The sequence below is a fragment of the Paenisporosarcina quisquiliarum genome (assembly GCF_043641925.1).
In the GTDB taxonomy this organism is placed as follows: domain Bacteria; phylum Bacillota; class Bacilli; order Bacillales_A; family Planococcaceae; genus Paenisporosarcina; species Paenisporosarcina quisquiliarum_A.
This window is the reverse complement of record NZ_JBHZRU010000017.1, coordinates 1-26,643: the sequence shown is the minus strand read 5'-3', so window position 1 is coordinate 26,643 and position 26,643 is coordinate 1. Positions and strand designations below refer to the sequence as shown.

The window sequence follows — 26,643 nt, the reverse complement described above, 5'->3', positions numbered from 1 at the left end:
CAAAGGTAGGTGATTTATACTCATGAGAAATCTTCTACAATTCACTTATTTACAAGCTCTATCTTGCGTATTTCCCGTAATCATTTTTGCAGCTTTGGCTTTATCCAAATTTATAGAAATCACCTTTTTGCCCCGCTATGATTTCATCCTAATTATTTGTGTGCTGGCGCAAATCGGGATGCTCGTATCAAAATTAGAAACGTTTGATGAGTTTAAAGTCATTTGTTTATTTCACATCATCGGTCTTGCCCTGGAGTTATATAAAGTTCATATGGGTTCGTGGTCATACCCAGAGGAAGCTTATAGCAAAATAATGGGAGTTCCTTTGTACAGCGGCTTTATGTACGCAAGTGTTGCAAGCTACATTTGCCAAAGTTGGCGAAGAATGAAGTTGCAAATAATTAATTGGCCGAAATCCATCTATGCGATCTTAATAAGTTCTCTCATTTATCTCAATTTCTTTACTCATCATTATCTCTATGATGCAAGATGGGTACTAACTGTACTTCTATTAGTCATCTTCTTTAGAACCGCCGTCACCTATCAAATCTTTGAGCAACGATATAAAATGTCGTTAACCTTGTCCTTTCTTCTGATTGGCTTCTTTATTTGGATCGCCGAAAATATCACAACATTTTTAGGGGCATGGCAATATCCTAATCAAGAAGCAGCATGGTCGCTCGTTCATATCGGGAAAATTAGTTCTTGGTTTTTATTAGTCGTAATCAGCGTCATCATTGTCGCTCAATTAAAACGAGTCAAACACGAATCCACTCAGACTGAAATAGTGAAAACCGGTTGGCTTGCACGCATTTATTAGTCTGTTTTGGGCAGGAATTCACTTTATCAATCAGTTTCGTACATTTATCAATCAAACTGGAGATTTATCAATCAATCTGAGGATTTATCAATCAAAATCACACTTTTATCAATCAAACCCGTCTCATAATCAAGTCTACTTTTTGAGAAAACCCACTACACAAAACACCTTCCACAAAGTTAATTTCGTGGAAGGTGTTTTGTATTAGTTCTTCACAATTTGTTTAAGTGCTTGATCTAACGTGGCATAAGTAAACGTATACCCTTCTTCCTCTAGTCTCTCGGGAAGTACCCAGCGACTTTTAAGGATGAGTTCTGTTTCGGTTCTCATAAATACAGCACCGATTTCTAACATCCATTTCGGAGAAGGTAATCCAAAATTTTGATTTTTTGCTTTTCGCAAATGATTCATAAAGTCTTTATTACTGACCGGTTGTGGAGCTGATGCATTGAAGACCCCACTCAATTCTTTATTAGCCTGAATGAATTGAACGATTTGGTACACATCTTCAATATGAATCCAACTGAACATTTGCGTACCCGTACCTTGCACGCCTCCGAGTCCAAATCGAACTAAATTCATATAAGGTTCCATTACCCCACCATCCTTACCCAACACAATAGCAATACGTAAAGCCACTTTTCGCGTTTGAGGCAAATGAAAGGCGAATAATGATTGTTCCCACGCTTTTGCCACATCCACCGAAAATCCTTCACCGATTTCTCCATTCGTTTCCGTCATCGGACGATCTTCTGCATGACGATAAATTGTTGCTGTACTCGAGTTAACCCAAAGTTCTGGCGGATGTTCACAAGCTAAAATCGCTAAGCCAATCGTATCCGTCGTCTCAGTTCGAGAATGTATAATTTCTTTTTTATTCTTTTCATTGTATCGACAATTAACGGATTTTCCAGCTAGATTAATGACAAGCTCTGCGCCATTGAGTGCTGAAATAATCTTGTCTTGGTCATTCCAAGAGATATGTTGGGTCTGCCTTGAAATAATGAAAACTTCATACCCCTGTTCTTTATATTTCTTTTCGAAGTATTGGCCAATAAATCCGGTTCCACCGGCTAAAACAACTTTCTTTTTCACGGTTGTTCCTCCTCTTAAAAGCATTACTACTTATTGAGACGAAAACAATCGGATAAAGATGCTTTAGTACCTGAGAAAAAAACATTCTCCATTTGGTGGGGGCTATTCGAGGATTCGATTGGTGTATTCAAGAATTCATTGGACCTATTCAAGCATTGACCGGTCCTATTCAAGGATTCGACTACCACTTTCTAAAATTCATCATTTTCACACATTTTCTAATCCGCTTTTTTATTAGATAAAGAAAAAGGAGAGTCCCAAAAGTCACTTTATATGACTTTTGGGACTCTCCCCTTCTAATCTATCAATTTAAAAATGAACAAATAGATCAGCTTTGGCTGCTTCATTTAATACCCATTTAATCGACACTTGGTCTGCGTCAAATTTAAATGATGTATCCGTATGAATATCCAAATCGACTACGTATAATTGGACGCCCAAATCCACTGCGATTTCTAGTAATTCGTGTACAGAGGATACTTCGAAATTCTTCAGTGCATTTGATAAATACTCAAGTCCTTTTGACGGGAGAGGTACATAATTTTCAGCTAGTATGTCTATTCCTTTTCGAGAAAAGACTAAGCTAACCTCAGCACCTGAAGCAGCGGCTCCAACGGCAATATTCAATGGAGGGTATGCTGATTCCAATTCGTTGTGCATGGCGAGTACTAACACTTTTTTTGTTTCCATAGAAGTGATTCCTCCTTTAATAACTCAAGACAGCGTCTGCTTCATAAGCTATCTCTAGGAAAGAAGCAACACCTGATAGTTCAGCACCGTCTATAAGTTCTAGGCCATCTGCTATCAAGACATTCATTTGGCAACCAAATAGTTTAATGCCACTTTGGATAGCTGTTTTTAAAAGCATTTCTAGGTCCTTACCATGAGTTCGATTTAGTTTTCTCAAGTAGCGCATGTCTAAAACATGGGCTCCATCTAAATCGAAGAATATTGAAATGGCGTGATTTGCACTTTTTTCGATTGCTTCTGTTAATACTGCTGGTGCATTTGAACTTAAGGAAACAAAGTATACGAGTGTTTGCTTCGCCACGCTCTTCACTTCTTTCTATTCAAGCTAGTGCTTATAAAATATCAATCCAGATTTTGATTGCTGTAACCGCAATCAGGATTGCTAAAATGACTTGCAAGATTTTCGTGTTTATCTTCTTACCAGCCATTGCGCCAAGTGGTGCTGCGATTAAACTAGCGACAATCATAATAGCCGCAGGGTAGTAATCGACTTGACCCGTTGTTAATTTCCCGATGGTTGCACCAATGGATGAAATAAACGTAATCGCTAGTGATGAAGCGATGGTCATACGCGTTGGAATTTTAAGGACAACTAACATGATTGGTACCAGTAAGAAAGCACCTGCCGCTCCAACAATCCCTGACCCGATCCCTACGATGAATGCCAATGAGGCAGCAATCCATTTATTAAATGTAACTTGGTCAAATGGAATGTCATCAATATTCTTTTTCGGAATAAACATCATAACCGCAGCAATCACAGCTAGTATTCCGTACACCAAGTTAATTCCAGACTCACTCATTAAACGTGATCCAAAACTACCGATAAAGCTACCTAGTAGAATCGCTCCACCCATATAGATGATTAATGATTTATTTAAATAACCACCCTTACGATAAGCCCAAACACCACCAATGGTCGCAAAGAATACTTGTACTGCACTAATCCCAGAAACTTCATGAGCACTGAATGCAGCCAAGCCAAACAATGATGGAATATATAAGAGCATTGGGTACTTGATAATGGAGCCACCAATACCTAACATACCTGATATATAGGATCCTACAAATCCAATTAGAAAAATAACAACTACAAATGTTAAATCCATAGAAAATCCTCCTTTAGAAAAAGGGAACACAAAGGTTCCCTTTTAGACATTATCTTACTGCACAACGATTTGGACCAATTTCCATTTCGCGTTGGTTATCTTCATCAGGCGTCATAATGCCCATATTGGTTTGACGAATTTCCTGATAAGCATTTGGTTGAGGTGGCAAGTTTTTTGTAACCATATCACGGAATACTTGCTCATCCTCAATGTTTAAACCATGATTTTCTGCATATAACGTACCTAGTTTTTTAGCAACTGTTCCATTATCATTTAACTCTTCAATCACCATGAAATGTGCTGGAAGAACGATAAGTTCAGATGACAATTCTTTGTAACGACTATACAGACTCTCTCTTAAGTCACCAACCCAGTCTTCTGCCAAACCAGCAAGATCTGGGCGTCCAATTGAATCGATGAATAAAATATCACCTGAAAGTAAATACGTTCCGTCGATTACAAATGAAGTCGATCCAATTGTATGGCCTGGAGAATACAGTGCATCAATCGAAATAGTCGTTTGACCGATCTGGACAGTTTCTCCATCCTCAAGAGGCTTATACTCAAACACAACTTCAGTTGCATCTTTTGGAGGCAACCAGTATGTTGCATTTGTCGTCTCAGCGATCGTGCGTCCACCTGAAATATGATCAGCATGTAAATGCGTATCAAATACATGTGTAATTTTCGCATCCAACTTGTTTGCGAAGTCTACATAAACATCAGTCATGCGAGTAGAATCAATAATCGCAGCTTCACCATTTGAAACCACCATATAAGAAAGACAACCCTTACCGATGCGTACAAATTGATACAATTCGCCGCCACCTTGTAAGTCTCCCACTTTTACCGGTTCCAAATATTCACTCCAAGATTTCATTCCACCTTGAAGATACGAAACATCCATGCCTTCATCTGAAAGCATTTCAGCAATCATAATTGAAGATCCTTCTTTCGCACAAACCACTAAGACTTCTTTATTCGAAGGGATTTGTGGAAGAATTTCCTCTACGCCATCTAAGAGGTCAAAGTATGGCACGTTTAAATAATCAAATTTTTCGCCTTCGATTTTCCAATCTTGAAAAGCGTCTTGATTACGCACATCCAAAATGAACAATGATTCTTTGTTGAAAACTTTTTTTGCTACTTCTTGTGAAGTCTTTGCATGTACAGCCAATTTTATATCCTCCTACCTAAACATAAGTTTTGTTAATTAAAACGTTAAAGTAACGTCAGCTTCGTTAGCGAATGCAAGGAATGTTACCGCTCCGCCTACTTCAATACCATCTACAAAATTTTCTTTTTCAAGACCCATAACATCCATTGTCATTTGGCAACCAATGAATTTCACGCCTAAATCTTGTGCCATTTCAACTAGTTCAGGAATAGCTGGTACATTTGCTTTTGCGAATCCTTCTGCAAAATGCTCTTTTCCTTCAGGCATTTGTAATTGTTGGTATGCTTGATTGTGAATTAAGTTTAACCCTTCAAACGTGAAGAAAATTTGTACTTCTTGATCGGTAGCAGCTGCTGCCGTTGCGATATTGAAAACCTTATATGCGTCGAATAATCCACCATTACTTGCGATAATTGCTACTTTTTTAGTCATTTAAAATTCCCCCTGATAATTTGATAGTTTGCTTTGCATTAAAGATTTGTTGTGTTTCCTGTCCATTCACTCATGCCAGGTACCACATTGGTTACTTTTGTAAATCCTTGTTTTGTTAATTGTTGAGCAGCGAAATCGCTACGATTTCCTGTTCTACACACCACATAAATATCTTGTTCACTATTTAGTTCACCGATGCGCGTCTCTAATTCACCTAAAGGAATAGAGATTGCGTTTGGAATGTGATTAAAAGCATATTCTGCTGCTTCACGAACATCCAAAACAACAGCATTCGGTTGACTTGATAAAATAGATTCAAGCTCGGCATTACTCATTACTTGCGTATGCTGACGAGGAGCTGCCTCTTCACCAGTCGATTTTCGAATATAATGTTTTAACACTTTATCAATTTCGACTGTACCTAAATATTGGTGACCCATACTGTCAGCCCATGCTTGTAAATCAGCTCGTGATCCTTGATCAGTAGCTAATATTTCTAATACTTGACCACCTTCAAGGTTGGTCATTGCTTTTTTAGTTTTAACAATCGGCATTGGACATGCTAATCCTTTTGCGTCGACTGAAACATCAGATTTAATAGTCTCCATATTTACCCCCAGTTAATATACCCGTTTGGGTAATAAATTTGGTTCAGTGTTTTACTCAGTTTCGCCTTCCCAAGAAAGCATTCCACCGTCCATGTTAATTACGTTATACCCTTGGCTTGCAAGGAAATGTGATGCTTGACCGCTTCTTCCGCCTGAACGACAAACCATGATATATTCTTTTGATTTATCTAATTCATTCATACGGAATTCAATTAAACCTAAAGGAATATTGACTGCTCCAGGAATTTTCCCTTCTGCTACTTCCCCAACTTCACGAACGTCGATAATTGAAGGATTTTTTCCTTCTTTTAATAAATTTTCTACTTCCATTGGTGATATTGATTTCATTATAAGTTCCTCCTTAAATTGTCTGATTCGATTTAGAATCGTTTAGATTTTATGTTTGTTGCCCATGTATTATACCCTGTTAGGTATTATTTAAGGCAAAAAAATTACCCTTTTTGTATCCAAAATTTTAAAACGTCATTTTCTTCTTCGTGTTTCAATAACTCATGACCGCCAGATTTTGCCCAGGCTGTTAAATCATTTAATGCACCTTTATCTGTCGTATGAATTTCCAACACTTGGCCCGATGACATATCGGTCATACTTTTCTTTGTTTTAACAATCGGCATTGGACAAGCTAGTCCTTTTGCGTCTAAAACTTTATCTGCCAACATGAAAGACCCTCCAATAGTTTACCCACTCGCGTTTGATAAAGAATAGAAACGGCATTTTTTCATGCCTTCGTACTCTTTTGTACTTGTGTACCTAACATATAATATACCCCCTTAGGTATAATGTCAAACATTTTATTCACATTAATAAAGGGTTTGATCTTAAAAATAACGAATTACTTATAACACAACGAATACAGGAGGATTTATGAAAAAATTATCTACGCAGTTTGCAGCTCTACTGTTTATATCTGGTGTCCTATTATTCGGGCTCATGCATGTGGCCATTGCCATTGCTTCTTCAGGAAGTTTTTTTATTGATGGCTTTATGAATAAAGTTTCAAGTATTAGTGGATGGATTCCTTATCTACTGAGCATTGTTTTAATGGCGTGTGGAGGATTCATCTTAATGGATGAAATAGTAAATGATCGATATCGTAATGAAAGCCAAGGAAAAGTTTATAACTATGTGGGAGAAAAAGAATAATTCATTTGACTCTGTGGTGCACCCTAGCCTTTAAACTTTAGGAGAGGAGGAATCCTATGTATAAAATAAGTGAATTTAGCGAACTTACTGGACTTAGTAAAGAGACATTACGTTATTATGAACAAGAAAAACTACTGGAACCTGCATACGTAGATCCTAGCAATCATTATCGCTATTACGATGATGGCTCGTTTTTTTTAGCAGTATTGCTTCAAAAACTGAGGAATTTCGAGTGCACCATTCAAGAAATGAAGGTTGTTATGGATAATGAGTCCTTTAAAGATCTAGAGGGTTTATTGGAACGAAAGAAGACGCGCCTCGAAGAAGAAGTACAACAAAAACAGCAAAAAATCCGAGAAATTGAAGCATTCATACGCTCGGGACAGGAGGAATCAGATACATGAAGTGGAAAGAAGAACGAATCATTGATGCACCAATTGAAGTGGTATGGACGTTGTTTGAAGAAGAAAATGCGCAACGTATTATGCCAAAAGTGGTTGAAAACCGCTGGCTTGAAAAGAAACCAGGTATTTTGGGGTCGACTTACGAGCAAACGTACCAAGAAGGAAAACGAAAAGAAACGTACGTGGTGGAAATCATCGAATTTGAAAATACAGACGATCGAAAACACAAGCGTATTCAATTCCGTCTCGCTGGCGCTTTTGAAATGAACTTATTATTTACATTAGAACGATTGAATGAGAAACAAACGAAATTCATATATGCCGGTTCAAACACGGGCATTAACTTTGTAGGTCGTGCGATGTTAAAACTAGGGAATAAAAAAGCAGGCGATAAGGTCGTAACTGACTTTTTAGATCGTGTAGAACAAGAAGCCATGGCTGATTACACTGTTTCGTCTAATTAAGAAATGCCAGCAACCTTTGCGCGTTGCTGGCATTTTTGACGGATATTCATGAAATTATTCGATTTCAGGGGATTTCGGTTCATATTTTAATTGTTCTGCTTTTGCCGCTCGAGCTTTGCCGGTAAGCATTTGCGTAAAAGTTGTATATCCTGCATCAATTTTCTCCGCTAAATAATTGGTTCTCTCAAAAAGAACCGAACGAAAATAATCGATTTGTCGCATGATTTTTTCCATAAACGCTTCCTGGTTTTCTAACCGATTCCCCATCTCCACTTGGATTTCTTCTTGCTTTGCTAATTGCTGAACCAATTGATTTTGCAGTTGAACTTGTTCATCCATCTTCAACTGAAGCTGTACATTCGCTTCTTCAGCTTGCTTCAATTTGAGTAGAACATCTTGATTTGCTTGTGTCATCAAGTTCATAAGATCTTTCGCAAATGGCTCCTGATTTTCGAACGAAGATTGCAGTTTCCCTTGTCTATCCTCAACATTTTTTAATTTCTCCAACACTTGATGGTCAATGTTTTTCTGTTGAGTATTCATTTGTCTTTGATGATTCATTTTCGATTGGACATATTTCCACCGTGAAGTCTGCATGGAGGCGTGCTTTTCAACTGAATCTTTTAAATCTATATAGGACTGTTGAAGTAAATCATTTGTTTTTTGTTGCGCTTCTAACATATCCGCTAAGGTATCTTGCTTAAAATAAGATTGATTCACTTCAACAACCGTTGCCGGATTCTTTAGTATGTCCGGGTGTTTTCCCGAATTGATATAAAGGCCCATATTCCGTTACACCCCTTTTTGTTCATCTTATGCAGACACTTAAGAAGTGGGGATAGTTCTTGATTTTAATCGTTTATTTCCAAAACAATCGGGCAGTGATCGCTCCCTAAAACATGGGGATGAATGGTAGCGCTCTTTAGTTGTGGCACCAACTGATTTGAGGCGATAAAATAGTCAATTCTCCAACCGATATTTCGCTCACGAACCTTACTCACAAAGTTTTAATTACGCATAACTAATTATGCCATAAAAAAATGGAAGTGACAATACATCACCCCCATTAGATTATTAAATATCTATATTTTACTTACCTTTATAAGACCCTATATTTAAAAGGTGTTTAGCAATTTCAACCCCACCTAATTCTTTACTAACTTTTACAGTAACGGTGATAGGTTGTTTTTTCTTAGTTGCTGTCTTTTCCATTACAGTCCGTTCCCCTTAATACGAATGTTAGAGGTTGTCTAAAAACCTCTACACACAGGAACTTGCAATTTAGGACTGAAATAGGACATTCTCTAAGAAACTTTTAAAAGACCCTGTCTTTTTGTGGTCTTTCATAAACTTAATATTAAGGAAAGTTAAACTGGTGAGGCTATTCAGCTTCGCCTTTTTTATTGGCTTTTTAATTCTTAATAAAGGAGTGAAAACATGGAAGATAAAAACCGTATTCCGTACAATCAAGAATTTGATTTTAGATACATCAAATACATTCGACACGCTAGAAATAAAACTCAGACTGAATTTGTTCACTTTAGGAACGTTGACCAAAGCACCATAGGGAAACTGGAACGAGGACTTTTAGAGTTCACGCCTTACTATGAAGGGAAATTAAAGGACGCTATTAAACGCCTACGAGTGTCCAGCATTGAAATAGCAAGTATTCGTAAGATTATCGAAATGAAAGAACAAAGGGGATATAAGTAATGGGGAAAATTGAAGTGAAAAACCTATTTGTTGAGACGGAAAAAGTGGTCGCTGCTTATCAAGAAAAGGTTAACAAGCTAGACCGACAAGAACGAGAATTAAACGCAGAACTAAACGTATTACAAGAAGAAATGACTAGTAACATTTTAAACCAGGAAGGGGCAACTATTTCTGAACTGGTATATTTAAAGATCAGTGCAAAAGAGATTGTTCAAAAGACTGAAATCATTAAGGTTTTATTAGAGGAACTAGCTGAGGAACGTACAGCTTTAAAATTACAGTTCACACCTATTTACCGTACAGCACTCAGAACAGACATAGCTAATCGTAATGGTCGTTACAATGCTAATGATATTGTGGAACGTCATCGCTATGAAATGCTTAAAGAGATAGCTGGAATTGGTAAGCAAATGCAGAAACAATATTTTGCTATTGCTGAGGACATTTATGAGGTGTTTGAGGATAGCGAAGTTAAGACAGAATTTCCTCGTTTAGAGTACGCATTTAACCAAGAACTTTTTATGCCATCATTCGGCTGGTTTGGTGACAGTGTCGTTTCTAAGAAAGAAGTTTTCAATGCAACTCGTGGCTATTTGCCTGAGGGTGTAAAAGAACCTAAAGAAAAGGACGTGCTATAAATGAGTAACTTAATGACAGCGACTAGCTTTGTTAAAAATGAAATCTTAGCAGAACTAAAGAAGGGTAACACTGAGGTGTTAAAAGGCTTACCCCCTGTAATGGCTTTAAACTTAGGGTTGGCTTTGCAGAAGGAGGCTGGTGACGTAAGAGAACCTTCACCTATCAATGACAAGGCTGTTGGCGAGGCTATGCTAGACCTTATGAAAGACAGTGGCGTTAAGGAACAGCTAATAAAAAAGATTGAACAAGATGAAAAAGATCACGCTGAAAAGGTTGCACTAGCTAAACAAATATCGGCTGAGTTCAACGCTAACGCATAACCTTAATAAAACCCAAAATAGTCCACTGGCTTAATTGCTGGTGGATTTTTTTATTATCCTAAAAAGGTGGTTAACCATATGACGAATACATTAAATAAATTAGAATTTGAAGCCAAGTTAAATGAGGCTTATGACGGTACTGTGAAGCTGTTAACTAGGTATGTAAATGAACGTTCTACGCTGTGTTTCCACTGTTCTAACTGTGGTGTGAAGTTCTTCAATAAAGCTAGTTATATGGTAGGCAAGGAACACCAACGACACGCTTGTAATAAGCCGTATGGCACTGTTAACGGTGAAAGGACTTATCACGTTAGTACAATTAAGAAAACTAAGAATAAGAATGGCAAAGGACACATTAAGCAGATTATCCAGCAACTAGACGAACTAATTAAAGAGGGTGTACAGCCTAAAAGCATAGCTAGACAATTAGAGTTGAACTATCATTTAGTGATGGATTACATCAAGGGAAAGGAACAACGTAAAGAAGAAGTAACAGCTATTGAACTAACTGAATTTGTGGTTAATAAACGAGGACGTAAAGCATTTAAAGATCCGACTGGAAAGCTGTACTTTGAATGTAACAGCTGTGAAGAAATTAAGGACAGTAACAGTTTTCAAAACTTGCAGATAGGTTTTTTAGGTAAGCACCCCGACTGTAAACAATGTATGGCTAATAAGAGGGCAGAGGGTTAACACCTCTTAGCCTTCTTTTTTTATGTCCAAAAAGGTTAGAAAAACCACCACGAAAATTTTAAAAATGAACTCGCTGCTATTCAATTAGTGAAATCCATAACCACCCCCCTCTTAGATGAAACTAGATGGATAATCACCCACTAAGTAAAAGTTAAGTCGCTTAGAATCGTCCTCAGCGACACGCCTTGTGCATGGAATGGTTTTAAAAATGGTGCTTGTATTTTGTAACCATCAGACAGGGGGTTGGCGAGGGGTGTGTCCCCCTATGGTGGGGGTCTAGCGTCACTGGTTTATCTGTATGATCTTTACTATATGAGTATCTATATTAGTGCCTCAGTACGTTCATTCGTTCGCTGTTGTCGCTGTTGTCGCTGTTGTCTCATTGTCTTTGTCCTTACCTCGTGTCGTGTGCCTCGCTGTGCTGTTGTCCTTCCTTGTCTCACTATTGTCTATTGTGTCCTGTGGCGTCCCTATATGCCCTGTGGTGAGGTGTGAGGCTAGGCTATCGCTACCCCTGTTTTATAGCACCCACTATTGATAGAGACTTTTGATTGACCCCCACCCCTTGTTGTTCCGTTAGTAAAAGCACCCTGTCAAATGTGTTGACTTGTGAGGTGGTTATTTCCATTAAGAAAAATCCATAAAAAAACCCCCTTACTTAGGAGGTTTTTCTTTTTCATCTACTCTTCTGACCAATAAATAAATACTAACCCCTTGAAAAGTAACTTCCCCTACACTCGCCAATACGTCTAAAACAGCTTGTACCACTTCCAAAACAGCCATTAAAATTTCCCCTTTCTTTTTGCCTGTCTTATAGTTTCAAAAAACATTTGATAATCCTTTATTTAATTCTGACTTATTTTTCGCATTCAAAAGTGCAATAATAGTGCAATTTAAATATGGCAGATTTTCAAATGAACTTCGCTACACCTAAGAAGTTCACGTGGAATGTAACTTAATAGATAAAAAGTTACATTCATTTTAGCGAAAACACTAGACTTTACCCGATAGTGTGATATTCTTAGGAAGTGGTAAAAATATGTTACATTCAAAACAGCTAATTTAAAGGGGTCATAACAATGGCAAACAAGAAAGAAGAAATAAAAGACGTACAACCTATTCGGACACTAGAACAGTTAAATGATATGAAATGGTCACTAAAGAAATGGTGTGGCGAACGAGATTACATCCTCTTCCTTTTAGGTATCAATACTGGATTAAGGGTGGCTGACCTATTGAATCTAAAGATCAGTGACGTTAAGGGGAAAAAGAAACTGTCTGTTAAAGAGGGAAAAACAGAAAAAAATCGTGAAATATACCTCACTAATATCTATGATGAACTCAACACTTACATAGCGTCACTAGATGGCACTGAGTGGCTGTTTCCTTCACGTAAAGGCGATAAGGCTATATCACGTATTCAAGCATACAGACAGCTTAATAAAGCCTCTGAAATGGTCGATATAACTGACGGAATCGGAACGCATACCATGAGAAAGACTTTTGGTTACTGGCACTATAAACAATTTAAAGATGTGGCTGAACTTCAAAAGATTCTTAACCACTCACACCCTGCAATAACTCTAAAATATATTGGTATTACTGACGAACAGATAGAAAATAATCTTAAAAACTTTGTACTATAAGGACATTAGGCTGACGCTTAGTGTCTCCTTTTTTTATTTCTTTATTTAAGAACGAACTAAGGGAAATGGCTTAAAAGTGGGGTTGTGCATTGTGTGAAAGAGGTATGCGATCTTTGTTAGTGGTAAAGGTGAAACCCTTGACACTGTTGGGCTGTGCGTAAAAAAGTTTCTGAGGTAGTCTTTATAGGGTGCAAGTACGCACAAAAAAGCACAGTGAAGCTAAAAAATTCAGATTAAACAGAACGTACTGAACCGTCAAATCAATAAAAAAAATACGCTAGGAAATGTATCTCTTAGCGTATTTGTTAGACCGTCTTTTTTTACTAAAGCACCCGTTATTTCAATAAGACAGATAAAATAGGGAACAAAACAAGTAATACCACTATACTTAAAATCAAGGTTGATAAAATATCTTTTTTCCAAGTGTTATTTTGTGGATAACGGTTGTTCAACCTTTGGAAAATGAGTAGGAAACCCCACCAAATCAATAAACTTAATAAGAATTGACTAATGTTATCATAAAGCAACAAAACCCCTCCCCCCTTAAAATTAACCTACCGTTTTACTTTGATACGTTCGCAAGATAAAAACGGTTCCAATCTTATATGAATTTCCCTTCCTAAATAATCAAAAACCCATTTTTCTTATTAAACTAAACTGCTTCGTTAGTTGAACAAGTTGTTTTATTTATTATTATCTAAATCATCATCAAGAAAAGATTTTTTATCTTCTTTAATTCCATACTTCTCCCTAAATAAATCACCAATAATCGAATTGTTAATACCTCTTTGAACTGCTTTTTCAATAACCGCAAAAAGAATAAATAAGCCAATAATATAAAAGATAATATTTAGAACAATAGCCTCCATGATAATACCTCCCACTAAATATTTACCAAAAAATCTAATTTCTTTTTCAACTAACCTGCTTCGTTCGTATTATAAGTGAAAACCTTCACACTCTTATTTTCATTTTAACATAAATATCCAGTATCAATATTCATATTAAAGAAAAGTTGATTCCCTCTAATTTACAAATTTATTACTCAGTAAATCCCTACCATATGTGATTTATTAAAACTGTGTTTTCTTGTCATTCCTATACTCAACGCCATATAAAAAGTAAAGCCAATCACAGACATATGGTTACTGTGATTAACAACCTCTGAAAAGCCTTATGTATCAAGGGTTCATGGATTTTAATAATCACAGTGTTTAATAAACCACTTAATAGGATTAACACTTTTAACAATTCCCTAAAATTAGTACAGGTTCTTAGGGCAGCTTCATGTATAAATACGTCTAAATTGTGAACGCCTTAAAGCCAGTCATATCAAGGGTTTCAGTCACTCACTAAAAATAGTTAGAATTATTTTCAATTAGTACCAGTAAATCGAGGCTGTTCGCACACTATTAAGTATAGAACCCTAAGAGATATATAAATAAACTCTATAACAGTAATAAAGATAAAAACATTGTGGTGAACAAGTTCCCCACTGATTAAATAAACAATCTAAAATAATACTAATAACAGCTATCAAATAATATTAGTTATTCCTTTTAAAATATACACTGAATGAACGTAGTGAATGAAGTGACGTAAGTAATGTTTAAATACTTAATTAAATTTGTCACTATTTAATAGTGGTGATTATAGATACAGTTAATACTCTTTAACAGTAATAACAGTGTATTTCTCCTTCCCTCTAATTGCTTAACAAGCTGTTAGGGGGTTTTTCTTTTTGCCCATAAAAAAACTGTTAGGCATTAGCCCAACAGCATTATTCTTTAAACTGTATATCAATATCAATATGATTAACTTCCCTTTCATAAACAATCCTATCAATGATTTTCTTTAGTATCCTGTTTTGTTCGTCCACTGGTTTTAACTCTATATTTTCGATATGTTGTAAAAGCCCTTCAAGGTACTCAACATCATTTTGAACATTACTATTAGCGATTGCCTCTAAAGTGTCATTTTCTCTTTGTTTTAGTTTTTCAATTTCTTCTTCTATTTCCTTATTCTTATTAACGTAAACTGTTTCAGGTATGACTTTTCTAAGTAAGAAATTTAACAGATCCTCTTTTTCACTTTCCTTATTCTTTAACTGCCTAGATATCCCTTTTAATTCCTTTTCCAGTCGTTCTAAGCGTTCGTTGCTACTGCCCGCCTTTAACTTCTCTATTTGTTCCCTTATGACATTCTGACGCTTCTTCACTTCTTGATAAACTAAAGGTAATATATGATTTAAACTTGCCCCGCTATTTTCACATCGTTCACCGTACTTATACGCATTACATTTTTGTAAATGAATGTATTTTCCTTTAGCAAGATTAACTTGCATTAAACGACCACACTTTTTACAATGAATTAACTTGTCTAGCGGGCTTGTGACTGCGTGGGTACGTGTTTGGAACTGTTGTTTACTTGCCAATATAGAACGCACCTTTAAAAATTCCTCTAAACTTACAATAGGTTCATGAGTATTTTTCAAGGTTACTTCTTCACCAAACTTTTCCGATTTAAAGCTAGTCTCTCCTATATACGTTCTTCTTTCTAACAAGTTACTGATAGTGGAAGGGTGAAAGTTCTTTCCCTTACGTGTCTTTATTCCGTCTTTATGAAGTCCTACACTTATTTCAGTGATTGAATATCCTTCTATGACTTCCATAAATATACGCCTAGCAGTAGGGGCTTCGATTTCGTCAGGTTCTAATTTTAGTGCCTCTTTATTTTTCTTATATCCATATGGTGGCACGCCAACCCATTTACCTTCCCTAGCACTTATTAACCGACCTAAGTGCATTTTCTCACTGGTTTCCTCATAAGCCACTTCATTGAATAATCCTTTTATTACACCCCACATTTTATTGGCTTTTTCAGTGGGGTCAATGAAACCGTCAAGTATAGAGTGAATAACCATGTTATGATTAGTCAATAATTTAAAAATCATTATTTGTTGTTCTAAATCCCTGGTAAGTCTGCTTAAATCAGAAATAACTAAAACGTCATATTTGCCTGTTTTAATTTCACTTATTAACTTAGTGTATTCTTCACGTTCTCTATTCCTAGATGAACCAATTTCCTCAAAATATTTATACTTAAATCCTTCTCTTTCACAGTATTCAAGAAGTTCCTTCTTAAATTTTAGTAAGTCCTCATCTTCTCCCCTAGACTTACGATTATAAACTAAAGCTGTTGTTGTCATAGTTTCACCTCATGTATAAGTGTTCTACGCAATTATAACCTTATTCATGTAGGACCACCACGTATACGCATCTTCTTGAGTAGGATGAAAATGTCTGTAGGTATCGACGAATCCCGATTCCAGAAATGCTGTCATTTTCCCACGCTCTTCCATCGTAAACCCAGAGTTCCCTCTATTGGACTTCGCATTTTTTAAATCAATTTCTTCATGGGCTACATTTAAGTCCCCACATAGAATGACAGGTTTTATTGCATCCAGTTGGTTTAAATAAACCCACATGTCGTCTTCCCATTCTAAACGGTATGGCAAACGAGACAGATCTCGCTTTGAATTAGGTGTGTACACATTCACTAAGTAAAACTGCTCGAATTCAAGCGTCAATATACGTCCTTCCGCCTCTTCTGGCATATCTCCGACGCCGTATGTAACAGACAACGGTTCAACTTTAGTGAAAACTGCTGTACCGGAATAGCCTTTCTTCAATGCGTAATTCCAATATTGGTGATAGCCCTCTAATGGCAAATCGATTTGACCTGCTTGCAGTTTCACTTCTTGCATACAAAATATATCTGCATCAACCTCGGTGAAATAATCTAGAAATCCTTTATTCACACACGCTCTTAAGCCGTTTACATTCCAAGAAACAAACTTCATCTATTAAAAACTCCTTTTTCATAGGTTCAATCTATCTACTGTACTATAATTACATACAATGAGTTTGAAATGAACAGAGGTGACATGTTGAATAAAACAATTGGCATATTAGCACATGTGGATGCTGGGAAAACTACGTTTTCTGAGCAACTGCTTTTTCATACAAAAACAATTAAACAAAGAGGACGTGTTGACCATAAAGATGCGTTTCTCGATAGTCATGATATAGAGAAAAACCGCGGAATCACCGTTTTCGCCGACCAAGCTGTTTTTCAATTGAATGAGTCCACTTACTATCTAATCGATACCCCTGGACACGTCGACTTCTCCCCGGAGATGGAACGTGCCATTCAAGTCATGGATGTTGCGATCTTAATAGTAAGCGCAGTCGATGGCGTTCAAGGGCATACGGAAACCATTTGGCAATTACTAAGGAAGCACCAAGTACCGACTTTTATCTTTTTGAATAAAACCGATCAAGAAGGAGCACATATTGAACGAGTACTTGAAGATATACGCACTTCATTGACCAAAAACGTCTTTGATTGTACATCGTCATTTGAAAATGGTGTTATGACCGATCCTATAATTGAATTTCTAGCTGAACAGGATGAGACATTGTTTAATACATTCATGGAATCTGGCTATAACGAGGAATTATGGATGACGACAATGAAGGAATTGGTAAAACAAAACAGGTTTTTCCCCCTCATGTCGGGTTCAGCTTTAAAGGATTCAGGCGTAATCGAATGCATGGAACTCGTAGATGTATTAACTCAGACAAATTACGTAAGCGAAGGAGCGTTTGCTGGTCAAGTATATAAAATTCGCTATGACGAAAGTGAAACGAGACTGACGTTCATGAAGTGTTTGAGTGGTACATTGCGTGTACGAGATGAAGTAAGTTACGGAGCGGATAATCAACGATTAACCGAAAAAGTCACACAAATTCGCAAGGTGAATGGTCAAATATTTGAATCTGTTCAACAAGTGAGTGCCGGTGAACTATTCGCGATTACAGGTTTGACACAAGCTTCTGTTGGAGACGGCATTGGGGAAAATAAGGAAACCGCTCAATACGATATGGTTCCTACCTTAACTTCTAAAGTGATGTTCGATTCTTCCATTCATGTAAAAGACATATTGCGCTGTTTTCACCTATTTGACGCAGAAGACCCTTCCTTACGCGTTATCTGGAATGAACAATTCCAGGAAATCCACGTTCATGTCATGGGTGTCATTCAACTAGAAGTTCTCGAACACATGATTCAAGACCGTTTCAATTATCAGGTCACATTTGGTGACCCTCAAATTTTATATAAAGAAACAATTGAAGCAACTGTTACAGGATATGGACATTTTGAACCGTTAAAGCATTACGCAGAAGTTCATCTTCTCATCGAGCCCGCTGAACGGAATAGCGGGATTACATTTGAAAATGTCTGCCACGCTAATGACATGTCGATCGGCCATCAAAACTTAGTACACCATCATTTATTCGAACGAAACCATCATGGGCTACTTACTGGCTCCACGCTGACAGACGTGAAAATCACGTTGCTCACAGGAAGAGGTCATAATGAACATACTTCGGGAGGCGACTTCAGAGAAGCATCCTATCGAGCATTGCGACAAGGCTTAGAGAAAGCACAGAACGTGCTGCTCGAACCGTATTATGATTTCACAATTCGAGTGGAGCTTGATCAAATCGGAAAAGTCTTCTCCGATATTCAGCAAGCACATGGGACGTTCGAACCGCCTGAATCGATTGGCAGTAAAACGATTGTTAAAGGTAGAGTTCCTGTTGCAACGTTTATGAACTACAGCATCGAGTTCGCTTCCTTTACACATGGTAAAGGCAGTCTGCAAATGATTTTCAGCGGATATGACCGTTGTCATAATCCTGAAGAAGTCATTGAGAAAATGGGCTATAACAAAGATGCTGATCCTGAGTACAGTTCTACTTCTATTTTTTGCACCAAAGGGAAAGGCTATCCTGTTCCTTGGGACGAAGCAGAATCCATGATGCATTGTCTATGAGAAAACCGTCATCCATAAATTGGGTGACGGTTTTTTGGGGAGTTTACACGTTTAATTGACAATCTTCATGTGACTTATTTTCATTGCGGTGGACGCTTTTCGGGGGGCACGAGCTTTTGCCGCTTCCCTCGCGATGCTCCACCTCCATTTCAATCAGTAAAATATAAGATTTACTTATACTAGTAAAATCCTCTAGAATACAAAAATCCAAATGGCTCTTTTGCTAATAGATGAATTGCCCCTTTATAGACTTAATCACTCTTTACCTGATCTGCCCTCTAATTCAATAAGAAAAAGGCTTTACTCCTTCTTGAAGTAAAGCACCCAACAAGGGCGATTCAAATTAGTTGCTCAATATACACGCTAATTGGGTGTATTCTGTCATGTAGTAAGTTATTAATTATTTGCTTCATTACACTGGGTTCTCTTAAGTCATTATTTCCAAATGTCACTAGTTCATTTACTTTTATCCACTTGCTGTCAGAAATTATATCTTCTTCGAGATTTAGAGAACCTCCTGTAACCTCACCAACAAAATGAAATAAAATAACTTGATTGTTTGTATTACTAACAAAATTATATACACCAGTAGTACCAATTAGTTTTACATCAAACCCTGTTTCCTCTTTAACTTCCCTCTGAGCTGAATAAAGAATGTCCTCACCGTTTTCGACATGACCACTTGGAAAGTTCCACTTATCAATTGCAGTAGGTTTATTCTCCTTTATAATCAGGACTTTATCGTCATTAAAAATTGACACACTTGCTACTAAAACAAGTCCATCTTGCAACATCTGATTCTCCCCAATTCTCTTTTAAAATTACATTTTATCTCTTATACCTGTTTTAGCTTTTTTCACTAACTTGCTCCGTTAATTGAAGAAGAAAAAGGCTTTACTCCTTCTTGAAGTAAAGCACTTCGTTAGTTGAATAAGAGATAATTCTTTAATTATCATTCTTGGGAAATATCTACATTTATTTCATCAAAAAATTTCTCATCTATATAGACCTTTAACTTCCATATTCCTGATGATGGAAACAATACTGCTGAACGAGCGTGTCCATTTATCACATCACCACGAGGAGTTAATTCTTCATCTTTAAATGTTATCGGATTAACTGTTGCTTCTTCGCCGTGCTTAAACGCTTTTACTTCCCACTCTTTGTTAGATATATCTTCAGTACCCCAAAAATGCCACATCCACTTTTGTCCATTTTCCGTAACTGTTTTTGAACCGATTATTCCAATACTACCTTCTTTACCAAACATTTCTCCAAACTCTGATGTAAAGGTTGGACTATTATCTTCCCATTGTTCTTCTTTAATTGTTTCTTCTGATTGACAGGCTGTCAAAATAAAAAAAATAAACAGTATCAGCATCAACGAAGTTTTTCTCAAAGAACTTCCCCTACCTTTTTTAATAAACTTATACGTATTTTTCCTTGAACTTTCTTCTTTTACGTATCATTTTCCTTCCTAACTCCATATTTTTCTTATTTTTTTATTGAACTAATATGCTGCGTTAGTTAAAGAACAATGATTTTTCAATCTACTCCAATTCTCCAACAAACCAAATGTCTCTCTTATATTCTCCATCCTCATCAGCAATTTCTTCTCTAATCCCTTTTACGATTATATTTTGGGGGATGTTCAACTTCCATTCTCTTTCAAATTCTCTTTCTTTAGTTAAAGGAATCCACTTTTGAAATTCATTATTTCTATCAAAAAAACCTTCAAAGTGAGTATCTCCATGAAATACAATGATCTGAGCATTAAACAGTTTGGAAGTATCAATTGAAACAACCACTCGATACTTTTCATCAGTAAATGGTTTAATTCCAATCAAATGTTTTGCAGCCTTTAGAAGAGTTTGAACACATAATCGTTTAATTCCAATAGGAGTCTTTTCAGAATCAATAAAACTTTGAGATACTGGTAAATGAAGATGACAGTATCCGTTATAAAAATCGGAAGGGAACTCATTTGTTTCTTCCTCAATTCGCTTTATCATATCCTTTGTTTTTCGTCGTAGTCCTCTTACCTTCTTATTACGCATATATGTCTCCAATTTAACATCGATTTGTTATATTCTTCTTTAACTAACCTGCTGCGTTAGTTAAATATTCAACAAAAAGGACCCTAATCCTTTGATGGATCAACGCCCCAGTTAATTCAATAAGAATCATTTCACACTTAATACAACATCACCATACACTTTGTCATCCAGAACTATCTCACATTTCCATATTCCGGCAAAAGGAATTTCAAAAAAAGTGGTAAAACGATTTAAACTGGGATAGCCAGAACTTGGTTCAGTTATTTTTTTAGGAGATAATACTTCTATTCGTTCACCTATTTCTTTATTGTGAACATTAATAGCCAGTTCTTTTCCTTCATAGGTTCCAAAAGGTTCTTTGAAATCAAACATATATCCAAATTGTTTGCCCGCTGTAAGGGCTGGATCTGGAAATATACTAAATAAAATTTCATCATTCTCTTTATAATCATATCTAATTTCCCAGTTTTCTATTGTTTTTTCTTCAACTTTTTCATTTTTCGCTTCATTGTCAGATGAACATCCCGTAAATATCAAAAGTAAAAGGATAAGAAATAAACTTAATCGTTTCATTAAATCCCTCCCAATATAAAATAACCATTTATTAAACTTTATTTATCATTGTATCTAAATAATCCTTCTTCAACTAACCTGCTGCGTTAGTTTAAGTATAATCCTTCACAACCCAGATTACCGATTCCTTCTTGAAAACTTAATCTTTATTGAGTTTCTACTGTGTTCTTCCTTACAGATGAAAAACTTATTAAACCAAATAGTAAAAATAACATACTGACTGCCCATAAAACTCCTGCAATTCCAAGACGTAGAGAAATTTCTTCAGATGCCATTGGATGGTTAACATTAAAACTGATTGCATTTAATGCCTGGCTAATTGCCCAACTAAAAAATACAAAAAAACCAATAACCAATCCATAAGCCACTCTAAATGGCTTTCGTTTTTTTGAAAACATTAACAGTATTACAACAATAAACGCTATACCCATTATGATTGAAAATCCACCTATTAACATACCCATTGTTTCTTGTTCCATTGGCATATCTCTTCACTCCCCACAATTTACATATATTTACTCATTCGATACCATTCCCAAAAAAACCTCCTTGTTCAACTAAACTGCCGCGTTAGTTCAACAAGCAAAAGCCCTTACCTCTTCTTGAAGTTAAGCTCCCGTTAGTTGAAGAAGAAGTATTTTTACTCTCCGATTTGAAGTAAATATCTTACTTCTACTCCTCTATTATCTGCTATGAGAATATCTCTTCTCTCTTTTGGTGCAATAATTTTTGTTCCTAAAGGTAAATGACTTGCCATACCATCTTCTATTTCTCCAACAACCTCATCTTTGGTTAGTTTTACATCCTCTACCCAGCCGGTTTCTTTTACATAAATTTTATTATTGAGTTCGAAATAATCTGCTTCGGGTTCTGCCCTCAACACTTGTTCTTTAGTTAGATAACCTGGCGTATCTGCACCTGGAGTACAACCTGCTATTAGGAAGAAGAAACTTATCACTAAGATTATATTAATAAAATGCTTCATAATTCCCTCCTATAAGTTAACGTAGATATAGAATCTCTAATCTTGTTCAACTAACCTGCCGCGTTAGTTCAATAAGAAAAAAGCTTTACTCACATTGAAGTAAAGCAACCGTCGGTTTAACAAGGTATACCTATAAAACACCAAATGTATTTAATTACTTTCTGAAAAAGCGACCAAACAAGCCTTTTTTCTGAGGTTCAGTAGGCTCATCTGAATCTATTTCATTTTCCCAAATCGCCAAACCATTTAAAAATGATTCGAAATTAGGGGCTAATTCAAGGATCATTTCAATATCAACATCAATAAATATTACAGGAGGTTCTTCTTTGATACTTCTATAATCTAGAGCAATCCAACTATGTCCATCTCCAGAGATAATAATGATATTATTGGGTAAATTCCATTCCTCAATTAATTATTGGCTATCTAATATACCATTGCCCCTACCTATACCAAGGATATGTTCTATATTAACGTGGTCATCAGCCCAAGAGTTTGGAGTATCAGAAGGATATGAATCGAATTTTATATATCCTCCATTTTGTACTTTGAGGATCTTTATGTAAGACTCTGGCAACTTTATTTTGAATTCTACTTCTGCTTTTTTAACTATCTCATCTGTTAATGGTTCTAATTTATATTCGTCTGTATCGTCTCTCCATATATTTCTTTCCATTAAATTCTCCTTTTTAAGTAATAATTTCCTTTATTATAAATGATTTGTTACATGTTTTGTTTAACTAACCTGCTGCGTTAGTTCAATAAGAAAAAAGGCTTTACTCCTTGTTGAAGTAAAGCTCGCGTTAATTTAACAAATGACCTTTTAAAAAATCCATTCAAAAAACTTTGCGAGAAGGAAGAATAGCACGCCAACAATTAATGCTCCAAATAAAAAGTAGCAAATACTTTTAACAATATCCGATATCGCTCCAACGAAATCATTAATAAATTTAGTCATTTTCCATCATTCCTTAATGTTTTTCGTTTCTGATCTCATTCTCTTTAAGTTTATTATTGTACAAAACGTAAAACAGGTTAATGACTACTATAATCAGAGAACCCATCAATACTCCGTATATCGCGTACATATTACCAGGATTTACAATTGTTGCTCCAATAATTCCTCCAATGGCAATTAAGAATGCATATCCGCTAAATTTCCATTTAGAATTTAACATTTCTTTCATCATTCATTTCTCCATTCCTATTACGGATTATAGCGATAGATAACAAAACGTTCGTTTTCGTTGTTCGCAAAGAGTTCAGGAACTTGGACTTCTTTTAATAGTTCGAATACCGTGTTGTTTTCGAGATATTGAATATAGTCGGTTGTTGGGTAATAAAGTATGATATCCACTTGACGATTTTTTTGTTCAACAGATTGAAGGATTCGATCGATTACATTCATGAAAATTTGAATCGAAAATGGATTAAAAAAGTAAAAACGGTTATCGGTTTCTTCTATTATATATTCTTCTGCTAAGCCATTTTCGAAACGTATAAAACCTTTCATGTTTTTCCGTTTCTCCATATAACTCGATTGATTTTGAAGTGCGTCTAAATACAGCTGACCGCTCATTTCGACTCCGGTTACACTTGCTTTAAAGTGATGGTTCACATAAAACGGGAGTCTTCCCTTCCCACAACCAAAGTCCACGACGACATCTGTTTTCTTCAATTCATATTCTTCAAATAAAGCATCGAGGGCAACGAAAGGAGTCGCCTCATAGCGATTATAATGAACCATCTGGTTTCGGACTTCGTGTAAGCCTACCGTCTTTATTCCAAGATGTTGATCGTACTCAAACTCATCCATTCTAAAACCCCAGTTCTTAACTAATCTATCCTTTAATCAAAACATACAAGATGGCTATGAAACAACTATCCCTGTTACTTTAGGAAAAAAATGTTATTATTGGTATAAGATATAATTTTCTGATTTTTGTATAAATACTACATTGGAGGTTATTTCATGAATAAAGCGATCGTTCTAATATTGACTATATCGATATTAGCCCTAGTAAACTGGATCGTCTCTCTCTTTTTTGCTGCAAGTTTTATAGATACATCGATTCCATTTGCACTTGTGGCTATAGCCGTTCTTTATATCTTCACTAGCAAAGATAATACAGTTAGTCGTCATATGGATATGCAAATTCAGGGACAAACCGGCATAAGAATGGCTGCTTCTAAACGTGTTGGTGGTCAATCTCTATTCTTTATTGGTGCAGTGATCTATTTCGTCATTACCCTTGTCGCAACATTCGTTATGTATAGAGAGTATTTTATAAGTTAATTGGTACTATTAAAACCTTCGAGATCAGTACTAAACCAGTACCTACCTCGAAGGCTTTTCATTTTTTCGGAAATGTTACTCTCCAACCAAGAACGATTATTACGAGTAAAATCACAATATAAATATAAATCCCTAAAGGAATACTTAAAGCGATAAAGTGGCCAACTACAAAAAGTCCTGTAATGAGAAACTGAAGCAGGTTATTTGCTGTTTGTTGCTCTTGAGCAAATTCATACGACTGCGAGAATGGATAATCTTCATTGTTAATCATCCTGTATGTCAGGATGATTTGCACGACTGCAACTAACAAAATGATGACTATTTCAGGGATGATTCTTGGAGAGAATACCCAAATGAAAACCACACTATTAATTATAAATATCGGAATATATAGTTTTACAAAAAAAGCTTTTAACGTTGCACTATATATAGATGAGATGTATTGAATGGGAGTCGACCGATAGATCCAAGACCCTTTGTAAGTCCCAGAAAACTTCAACATATGAATGACCCCTGGAATCATCAGGTTACAAAAATAAAGAGCAAAATACGTTTTACCGTTAGACACCTCCGAAAGTGAATACATCCTCAAATCATTAAATACAAATAGTGTTGGAAATAATATAGATAACCCTAAGGCAGGATACACTTTCAATTTAAACTCGCGCTCTTGTGTCATCATTTTGGAAGCGAATCGGTAAAAGATTTGTTCTTCTTTCCTTCTACACATGATTTTTGAAAAGAACGAATCTATGCCAGCCCACTTCTTTTTATTGGAACCCGTCTCTGTCATTAGTTTTTGTAAATTCCGTTCAAAAGAAGGCATGACTCGACTGTATAGATAAAATGAAATTAGTGGTACACATATGGCAAGGCTTGAAAAGATAATCATAGTTGTTGAGATTTGTTGATGTAATAACATCTCAAAAGGAGCACCATACCACAAAGCTGGAATAAATAGATGCCACCAACTAAATACATACTGGACATCTATAGTGGCCAAATCAAATGAACGAAGCAGGATTTGATAGCCAATCACAATGCCCACTGATAAAAGAATTTGCACATAATTAATAATGTCCTTTAGCCGCTCTCCATCGAAAAAGCGCAAGACGAGCAAATATAAAATTGCGGTTAAAACAACAACAAATAAATTCACAATGATAATTTCAACCAAGAAAATAAGCGCAAATCCAATTCCTTTTGTGAATAAACCGACCGCAAACGGTATCGTCACAAATGCACTCGTGATGAAACTCATATAGATGATGACATGGATGATTTTCGCAGCATTAATGGTTTTCCTACTAATTGGTTTGGTGTTTAAAATACTTTTATCTCTCAAATCGAGAAGAACTGTTGAAAAATCCGAAATCATAGACGTCATGAGAATGAACAAAATCACGCCAAAAACTAAACTCATTTGAAACATGTAGTTTTCGCCAAGTATAATAAAAGGAATCAAGATTAACCCATAAAAAGCATACAAAGCTAACGTTTTGAGATAAATACTGCCTTCCTTCTTAACTTCTCCATTAAAAATACTCGGTACGCGACGTTCATCTAACGTCAATTTCACCTGCAAAATTCTTCTCATTACTGGATAATCGATGTCTAACTTTATAAATAAAGCCTTGAAGGTATCTAAGATTCTTAACGAACGAAAATCATCCATTCGGTTGTCCCTCTTTCACCTTCTCAACAAATTTTTCGGCAATATATAAATGATAACCTAACAATGTACTAAAACGCTTGAATAAATATGTACAACTTTGACTCCATTCTTCATACTATTC

General features: G+C 36.1%; 35 protein-coding genes and 3 pseudogenes. 11 read left to right on the top strand and 27 right to left on the bottom strand.

Translation table 11 applies throughout. The features are described from left to right. Positions 1-22 precede the first annotated feature (22 nt). A complete protein-coding gene (locus ACHUE4_RS12730; RefSeq protein WP_394190605.1) occupies positions 23-820 on the top strand; it encodes a DUF817 domain-containing protein in 798 nt (265 codons plus the stop codon). Between the two features lie 204 nt (positions 821-1,024). Here ACHUE4_RS12730 and ACHUE4_RS12725 read toward each other — a convergent pair whose 3' ends face one another. The 9 genes from ACHUE4_RS12725 to ACHUE4_RS12685 form a co-directional block, all read right to left on the bottom strand. Continuing rightward, positions 1,025-1,915, bottom strand: coding sequence for a TIGR01777 family oxidoreductase (locus tag ACHUE4_RS12725; RefSeq protein ID WP_394190603.1), 891 nt, complete (start codon positions 1,913-1,915; stop codon positions 1,025-1,027). A 309-nt stretch (positions 1,916-2,224) separates the two neighbouring features. Beyond that, positions 2,225-2,605 (bottom strand): peroxiredoxin family protein, encoded by a 381-nt coding sequence (locus tag ACHUE4_RS12720; protein ID WP_394190601.1) that lies wholly within the window; start codon positions 2,603-2,605, stop codon positions 2,225-2,227. Between the two features lie 16 nt (positions 2,606-2,621). Further along, entirely contained in the window at positions 2,622-2,966 is a 345-nt protein-coding gene (locus tag ACHUE4_RS12715; protein ID WP_394190599.1) for a DsrE/DsrF/DrsH-like family protein, read from the bottom strand. A 31-nt stretch (positions 2,967-2,997) separates the two neighbouring features. Continuing rightward, complete coding sequence (locus ACHUE4_RS12710; protein ID WP_394190597.1) at positions 2,998-3,774, bottom strand: sulfite exporter TauE/SafE family protein; 777 nt, start codon at positions 3,772-3,774, stop codon at positions 2,998-3,000. A 49-nt stretch (positions 3,775-3,823) separates the two neighbouring features. After that, on the bottom strand, positions 3,824-4,951 hold the full coding sequence (locus ACHUE4_RS12705) for an MBL fold metallo-hydrolase (protein WP_394190595.1): 1,128 nt from the start codon (positions 4,949-4,951) through the stop codon (positions 3,824-3,826). 36 nt (positions 4,952-4,987) lie between these two features. Further along, a complete protein-coding gene (locus tag ACHUE4_RS12700) occupies positions 4,988-5,383 on the bottom strand; it encodes a DsrE/DsrF/DrsH-like family protein (RefSeq protein ID WP_394190593.1) in 396 nt (131 codons plus the stop codon). 38 nt (positions 5,384-5,421) lie between these two features. Continuing rightward, positions 5,422-5,991 (bottom strand): sulfurtransferase TusA family protein, encoded by a 570-nt coding sequence (locus ACHUE4_RS12695; RefSeq protein ID WP_394190591.1) that lies wholly within the window; start codon positions 5,989-5,991, stop codon positions 5,422-5,424. Positions 5,992-6,042: 51 nt separating this feature from the next. Continuing rightward, positions 6,043-6,339 carry a rhodanese-like domain-containing protein gene (locus ACHUE4_RS12690; protein ID WP_394190589.1) on the bottom strand — a complete coding sequence of 99 codons (297 nt, stop codon included), beginning with the start codon at positions 6,337-6,339 and terminating at the stop codon, positions 6,043-6,045. Between the two features lie 104 nt (positions 6,340-6,443). Beyond that, the gene (locus ACHUE4_RS12685) at positions 6,444-6,671 is read right to left on the bottom strand and encodes a sulfurtransferase TusA family protein (protein WP_394190587.1); all 228 of its coding nucleotides are present in this window, start codon (positions 6,669-6,671) and stop codon (positions 6,444-6,446) included. Between the two features lie 205 nt (positions 6,672-6,876). Here ACHUE4_RS12685 and ACHUE4_RS12680 point away from each other — a divergent pair, with 205 nt between their 5' ends. From ACHUE4_RS12680 to ACHUE4_RS12670, 3 genes are read left to right on the top strand one after another with little or no spacing between them, the layout of a single operon-like run. Beyond that, positions 6,877-7,155, top strand: coding sequence for a hypothetical protein (locus ACHUE4_RS12680; RefSeq protein ID WP_394190585.1), 279 nt, complete (start codon positions 6,877-6,879; stop codon positions 7,153-7,155). A gap of 56 nt (positions 7,156-7,211) precedes the next feature. After that, positions 7,212-7,559, top strand: coding sequence for a MerR family transcriptional regulator (locus ACHUE4_RS12675; protein WP_394190583.1), 348 nt, complete (start codon positions 7,212-7,214; stop codon positions 7,557-7,559). Further along, positions 7,556-8,023, top strand: coding sequence for an SRPBCC family protein (locus tag ACHUE4_RS12670; protein ID WP_394190581.1), 468 nt, complete (start codon positions 7,556-7,558; stop codon positions 8,021-8,023). The genes ACHUE4_RS12675 and ACHUE4_RS12670 overlap by 4 nt, the downstream gene beginning before the upstream one ends. Before the next feature lie 54 nt (positions 8,024-8,077). Here ACHUE4_RS12670 and ACHUE4_RS12665 read toward each other — a convergent pair whose 3' ends face one another. The 3 genes and pseudogenes from ACHUE4_RS12665 to ACHUE4_RS12655 form a co-directional block, all read right to left on the bottom strand. Beyond that, positions 8,078-8,809, bottom strand: a complete 732-nt coding sequence (locus ACHUE4_RS12665) for a hypothetical protein (protein ID WP_394190579.1) — start codon at positions 8,807-8,809, stop codon at positions 8,078-8,080. A gap of 65 nt (positions 8,810-8,874) precedes the next feature. Next, positions 8,875-9,030 (bottom strand): annotated as a pseudogene (locus tag ACHUE4_RS12660) (exodeoxyribonuclease III); the annotation flags it as partial. A gap of 82 nt (positions 9,031-9,112) precedes the next feature. Next, positions 9,113-9,235, bottom strand: coding sequence for a hypothetical protein (locus ACHUE4_RS12655; protein ID WP_394190577.1), 123 nt, complete (start codon positions 9,233-9,235; stop codon positions 9,113-9,115). Positions 9,236-9,460: 225 nt separating this feature from the next. On the opposite strand from ACHUE4_RS12655, the gene ACHUE4_RS12650 reads away from it, so the two are divergent. From ACHUE4_RS12650 to ACHUE4_RS12635, 4 genes are all read left to right on the top strand, one after another. Further along, positions 9,461-9,736 (top strand): XRE family transcriptional regulator, encoded by a 276-nt coding sequence (locus ACHUE4_RS12650; protein WP_394190575.1) that lies wholly within the window; start codon positions 9,461-9,463, stop codon positions 9,734-9,736. After that, a complete protein-coding gene (locus tag ACHUE4_RS12645) occupies positions 9,736-10,374 on the top strand; it encodes a hypothetical protein (protein WP_394190573.1) in 639 nt (212 codons plus the stop codon). The genes ACHUE4_RS12650 and ACHUE4_RS12645 overlap by 1 nt, the downstream gene beginning before the upstream one ends. Next, positions 10,375-10,695, top strand: coding sequence for a hypothetical protein (locus ACHUE4_RS12640; RefSeq protein ID WP_394190571.1), 321 nt, complete (start codon positions 10,375-10,377; stop codon positions 10,693-10,695). A 78-nt stretch (positions 10,696-10,773) separates the two neighbouring features. Further along, on the top strand, positions 10,774-11,388 hold the full coding sequence (locus tag ACHUE4_RS12635) for a hypothetical protein (protein WP_394190569.1): 615 nt from the start codon (positions 10,774-10,776) through the stop codon (positions 11,386-11,388). Positions 11,389-12,042: 654 nt separating this feature from the next. Here the strand turns inward: ACHUE4_RS12635 and ACHUE4_RS12630 are convergent. Further along, entirely contained in the window at positions 12,043-12,171 is a 129-nt protein-coding gene (locus tag ACHUE4_RS12630; RefSeq protein WP_394190567.1) for a hypothetical protein, read from the bottom strand. Positions 12,172-12,467: 296 nt separating this feature from the next. Here ACHUE4_RS12630 and ACHUE4_RS12625 point away from each other — a divergent pair, with 296 nt between their 5' ends. Beyond that, complete coding sequence (locus ACHUE4_RS12625; protein WP_394190565.1) at positions 12,468-13,034, top strand: tyrosine-type recombinase/integrase; 567 nt, start codon at positions 12,468-12,470, stop codon at positions 13,032-13,034. Between the two features lie 683 nt (positions 13,035-13,717). Here ACHUE4_RS12625 and ACHUE4_RS12620 read toward each other — a convergent pair. The 3 genes and pseudogenes from ACHUE4_RS12620 to xth all read right to left on the bottom strand — a co-directional run. Further along, positions 13,718-13,903, bottom strand: a complete 186-nt coding sequence (locus ACHUE4_RS12620) for a hypothetical protein (protein WP_394190563.1) — start codon at positions 13,901-13,903, stop codon at positions 13,718-13,720. A gap of 911 nt (positions 13,904-14,814) precedes the next feature. Continuing rightward, entirely contained in the window at positions 14,815-16,242 is a 1,428-nt protein-coding gene (locus tag ACHUE4_RS12615) for a recombinase family protein (RefSeq protein ID WP_394190561.1), read from the bottom strand. A gap of 36 nt (positions 16,243-16,278) precedes the next feature. After that, a pseudogene (xth, locus tag ACHUE4_RS12610) lies at positions 16,279-16,896 on the bottom strand (exodeoxyribonuclease III); the annotation flags it as partial. Between the two features lie 84 nt (positions 16,897-16,980). Between xth and ACHUE4_RS12605 the strand changes: the two are divergent. Beyond that, entirely contained in the window at positions 16,981-18,936 is a 1,956-nt protein-coding gene (locus ACHUE4_RS12605; protein ID WP_394190728.1) for a GTP-binding protein, read from the top strand. 338 nt (positions 18,937-19,274) lie between these two features. Here the strand turns inward: ACHUE4_RS12605 and ACHUE4_RS12600 are convergent, their stop codons facing one another. The 10 genes and pseudogenes from ACHUE4_RS12600 to ACHUE4_RS12555 all read right to left on the bottom strand — a co-directional run bounded on the left by ACHUE4_RS12600 (position 19,275) and on the right by ACHUE4_RS12555 (position 24,367). After that, positions 19,275-19,730 (bottom strand): NUDIX domain-containing protein, encoded by a 456-nt coding sequence (locus ACHUE4_RS12600; protein ID WP_394190559.1) that lies wholly within the window; start codon positions 19,728-19,730, stop codon positions 19,275-19,277. Between the two features lie 158 nt (positions 19,731-19,888). Then, a complete protein-coding gene (locus tag ACHUE4_RS12595) occupies positions 19,889-20,335 on the bottom strand; it encodes a DUF4871 domain-containing protein (RefSeq protein WP_394190557.1) in 447 nt (148 codons plus the stop codon). 151 nt (positions 20,336-20,486) lie between these two features. Continuing rightward, a complete protein-coding gene (locus tag ACHUE4_RS12590; RefSeq protein WP_394190555.1) occupies positions 20,487-20,993 on the bottom strand; it encodes a DUF3916 domain-containing protein in 507 nt (168 codons plus the stop codon). 126 nt (positions 20,994-21,119) lie between these two features. Beyond that, complete coding sequence (locus ACHUE4_RS12585; RefSeq protein WP_394190553.1) at positions 21,120-21,566, bottom strand: hypothetical protein; 447 nt, start codon at positions 21,564-21,566, stop codon at positions 21,120-21,122. 146 nt (positions 21,567-21,712) lie between these two features. Further along, positions 21,713-22,051, bottom strand: a complete 339-nt coding sequence (locus tag ACHUE4_RS12580) for a hypothetical protein (RefSeq protein WP_394190551.1) — start codon at positions 22,049-22,051, stop codon at positions 21,713-21,715. Between the two features lie 155 nt (positions 22,052-22,206). Further along, complete coding sequence (locus ACHUE4_RS12575; RefSeq protein WP_394190549.1) at positions 22,207-22,551, bottom strand: hypothetical protein; 345 nt, start codon at positions 22,549-22,551, stop codon at positions 22,207-22,209. 154 nt (positions 22,552-22,705) lie between these two features. Next, positions 22,706-23,227: pseudogene (locus tag ACHUE4_RS12570) on the bottom strand (SMI1/KNR4 family protein). 147 nt (positions 23,228-23,374) lie between these two features. Further along, the gene (locus ACHUE4_RS12565) at positions 23,375-23,509 is read right to left on the bottom strand and encodes a hypothetical protein (protein WP_394190548.1); all 135 of its coding nucleotides are present in this window, start codon (positions 23,507-23,509) and stop codon (positions 23,375-23,377) included. Between the two features lie 13 nt (positions 23,510-23,522). Beyond that, complete coding sequence (locus tag ACHUE4_RS12560) at positions 23,523-23,738, bottom strand: hypothetical protein (protein WP_394190546.1); 216 nt, start codon at positions 23,736-23,738, stop codon at positions 23,523-23,525. A 20-nt stretch (positions 23,739-23,758) separates the two neighbouring features. Then, on the bottom strand, positions 23,759-24,367 hold the full coding sequence (locus ACHUE4_RS12555; RefSeq protein ID WP_394190544.1) for a class I SAM-dependent methyltransferase: 609 nt from the start codon (positions 24,365-24,367) through the stop codon (positions 23,759-23,761). A gap of 156 nt (positions 24,368-24,523) precedes the next feature. Here ACHUE4_RS12555 and ACHUE4_RS12550 point away from each other — a divergent pair, with 156 nt between their 5' ends. Then, positions 24,524-24,847, top strand: coding sequence for a hypothetical protein (locus tag ACHUE4_RS12550; RefSeq protein ID WP_394190542.1), 324 nt, complete (start codon positions 24,524-24,526; stop codon positions 24,845-24,847). 58 nt (positions 24,848-24,905) lie between these two features. On the opposite strand, the gene ACHUE4_RS12545 is transcribed toward ACHUE4_RS12550, so the two are convergent. Next, on the bottom strand, positions 24,906-26,522 hold the full coding sequence (locus ACHUE4_RS12545; protein WP_394190540.1) for a hypothetical protein: 1,617 nt from the start codon (positions 26,520-26,522) through the stop codon (positions 24,906-24,908). Between the last annotated feature and the right edge of the window lie 121 nt (positions 26,523-26,643).

What these genes read in the sequence shown, in the direction of transcription:
- ACHUE4_RS12600 (WP_394190559.1), bottom strand. Translation starts at nt 19,730, where the DNA reads ATGTTGCAAGATGGACTTGTTTTAGTAGCAAGTGTGTCAATTTTTAAT.
- ACHUE4_RS12650 (WP_394190575.1), top strand. Translation starts at nt 9,461, where the DNA reads ATGGAAGATAAAAACCGTATTCCGTACAATCAAGAATTTGATTTTAGA.
- ACHUE4_RS12590 (WP_394190555.1), bottom strand. Translation starts at nt 20,993, where the DNA reads ATGCGTAATAAGAAGGTAAGAGGACTACGACGAAAAACAAAGGATATG.
- ACHUE4_RS12635 (WP_394190569.1), top strand. Translation starts at nt 10,774, where the DNA reads ATGACGAATACATTAAATAAATTAGAATTTGAAGCCAAGTTAAATGAG.
- ACHUE4_RS12580 (WP_394190551.1), bottom strand. Translation starts at nt 22,051, where the DNA reads ATGCCAATGGAACAAGAAACAATGGGTATGTTAATAGGTGGATTTTCA.
- ACHUE4_RS12695 (WP_394190591.1), bottom strand. Translation starts at nt 5,991, where the DNA reads ATGGAGACTATTAAATCTGATGTTTCAGTCGACGCAAAAGGATTAGCA.
- ACHUE4_RS12550 (WP_394190542.1), top strand. Translation starts at nt 24,524, where the DNA reads ATGAATAAAGCGATCGTTCTAATATTGACTATATCGATATTAGCCCTA.
- ACHUE4_RS12690 (WP_394190589.1), bottom strand. Translation starts at nt 6,339, where the DNA reads ATGAAATCAATATCACCAATGGAAGTAGAAAATTTATTAAAAGAAGGA.
- ACHUE4_RS12700 (WP_394190593.1), bottom strand. Translation starts at nt 5,383, where the DNA reads ATGACTAAAAAAGTAGCAATTATCGCAAGTAATGGTGGATTATTCGAC.
- ACHUE4_RS12645 (WP_394190573.1), top strand. Translation starts at nt 9,736, where the DNA reads ATGGGGAAAATTGAAGTGAAAAACCTATTTGTTGAGACGGAAAAAGTG.
- ACHUE4_RS12640 (WP_394190571.1), top strand. Translation starts at nt 10,375, where the DNA reads ATGAGTAACTTAATGACAGCGACTAGCTTTGTTAAAAATGAAATCTTA.
- ACHUE4_RS12615 (WP_394190561.1), bottom strand. Translation starts at nt 16,242, where the DNA reads ATGACAACAACAGCTTTAGTTTATAATCGTAAGTCTAGGGGAGAAGAT.
- ACHUE4_RS12730 (WP_394190605.1), top strand. Translation starts at nt 23, where the DNA reads ATGAGAAATCTTCTACAATTCACTTATTTACAAGCTCTATCTTGCGTA.
- ACHUE4_RS12625 (WP_394190565.1), top strand. Translation starts at nt 12,468, where the DNA reads ATGGCAAACAAGAAAGAAGAAATAAAAGACGTACAACCTATTCGGACA.
- ACHUE4_RS12665 (WP_394190579.1), bottom strand. Translation starts at nt 8,809, where the DNA reads ATGGGCCTTTATATCAATTCGGGAAAACACCCGGACATACTAAAGAAT.
- ACHUE4_RS12555 (WP_394190544.1), bottom strand. Translation starts at nt 24,367, where the DNA reads ATGGATGAGTTTGAGTACGATCAACATCTTGGAATAAAGACGGTAGGC.
- ACHUE4_RS12680 (WP_394190585.1), top strand. Translation starts at nt 6,877, where the DNA reads ATGAAAAAATTATCTACGCAGTTTGCAGCTCTACTGTTTATATCTGGT.
- ACHUE4_RS12720 (WP_394190601.1), bottom strand. Translation starts at nt 2,605, where the DNA reads ATGGAAACAAAAAAAGTGTTAGTACTCGCCATGCACAACGAATTGGAA.
- ACHUE4_RS12605 (WP_394190728.1), top strand. Translation starts at nt 16,981, where the DNA reads ATGTTGAATAAAACAATTGGCATATTAGCACATGTGGATGCTGGGAAA.
- ACHUE4_RS12560 (WP_394190546.1), bottom strand. Translation starts at nt 23,738, where the DNA reads ATGAAAGAAATGTTAAATTCTAAATGGAAATTTAGCGGATATGCATTC.
- ACHUE4_RS12575 (WP_394190549.1), bottom strand. Translation starts at nt 22,551, where the DNA reads ATGAAGCATTTTATTAATATAATCTTAGTGATAAGTTTCTTCTTCCTA.
- ACHUE4_RS12620 (WP_394190563.1), bottom strand. Translation starts at nt 13,903, where the DNA reads ATGGAGGCTATTGTTCTAAATATTATCTTTTATATTATTGGCTTATTT.
- ACHUE4_RS12585 (WP_394190553.1), bottom strand. Translation starts at nt 21,566, where the DNA reads ATGAAACGATTAAGTTTATTTCTTATCCTTTTACTTTTGATATTTACG.
- ACHUE4_RS12630 (WP_394190567.1), bottom strand. Translation starts at nt 12,171, where the DNA reads ATGGCTGTTTTGGAAGTGGTACAAGCTGTTTTAGACGTATTGGCGAGT.
- ACHUE4_RS12685 (WP_394190587.1), bottom strand. Translation starts at nt 6,671, where the DNA reads ATGTTGGCAGATAAAGTTTTAGACGCAAAAGGACTAGCTTGTCCAATG.
- ACHUE4_RS12565 (WP_394190548.1), bottom strand. Translation starts at nt 23,509, where the DNA reads ATGACTAAATTTATTAATGATTTCGTTGGAGCGATATCGGATATTGTT.
- ACHUE4_RS12675 (WP_394190583.1), top strand. Translation starts at nt 7,212, where the DNA reads ATGTATAAAATAAGTGAATTTAGCGAACTTACTGGACTTAGTAAAGAG.
- ACHUE4_RS12545 (WP_394190540.1), bottom strand. Translation starts at nt 26,522, where the DNA reads ATGGATGATTTTCGTTCGTTAAGAATCTTAGATACCTTCAAGGCTTTA.
- ACHUE4_RS12710 (WP_394190597.1), bottom strand. Translation starts at nt 3,774, where the DNA reads ATGGATTTAACATTTGTAGTTGTTATTTTTCTAATTGGATTTGTAGGA.
- ACHUE4_RS12670 (WP_394190581.1), top strand. Translation starts at nt 7,556, where the DNA reads ATGAAGTGGAAAGAAGAACGAATCATTGATGCACCAATTGAAGTGGTA.
- ACHUE4_RS12655 (WP_394190577.1), bottom strand. Translation starts at nt 9,235, where the DNA reads ATGGAAAAGACAGCAACTAAGAAAAAACAACCTATCACCGTTACTGTA.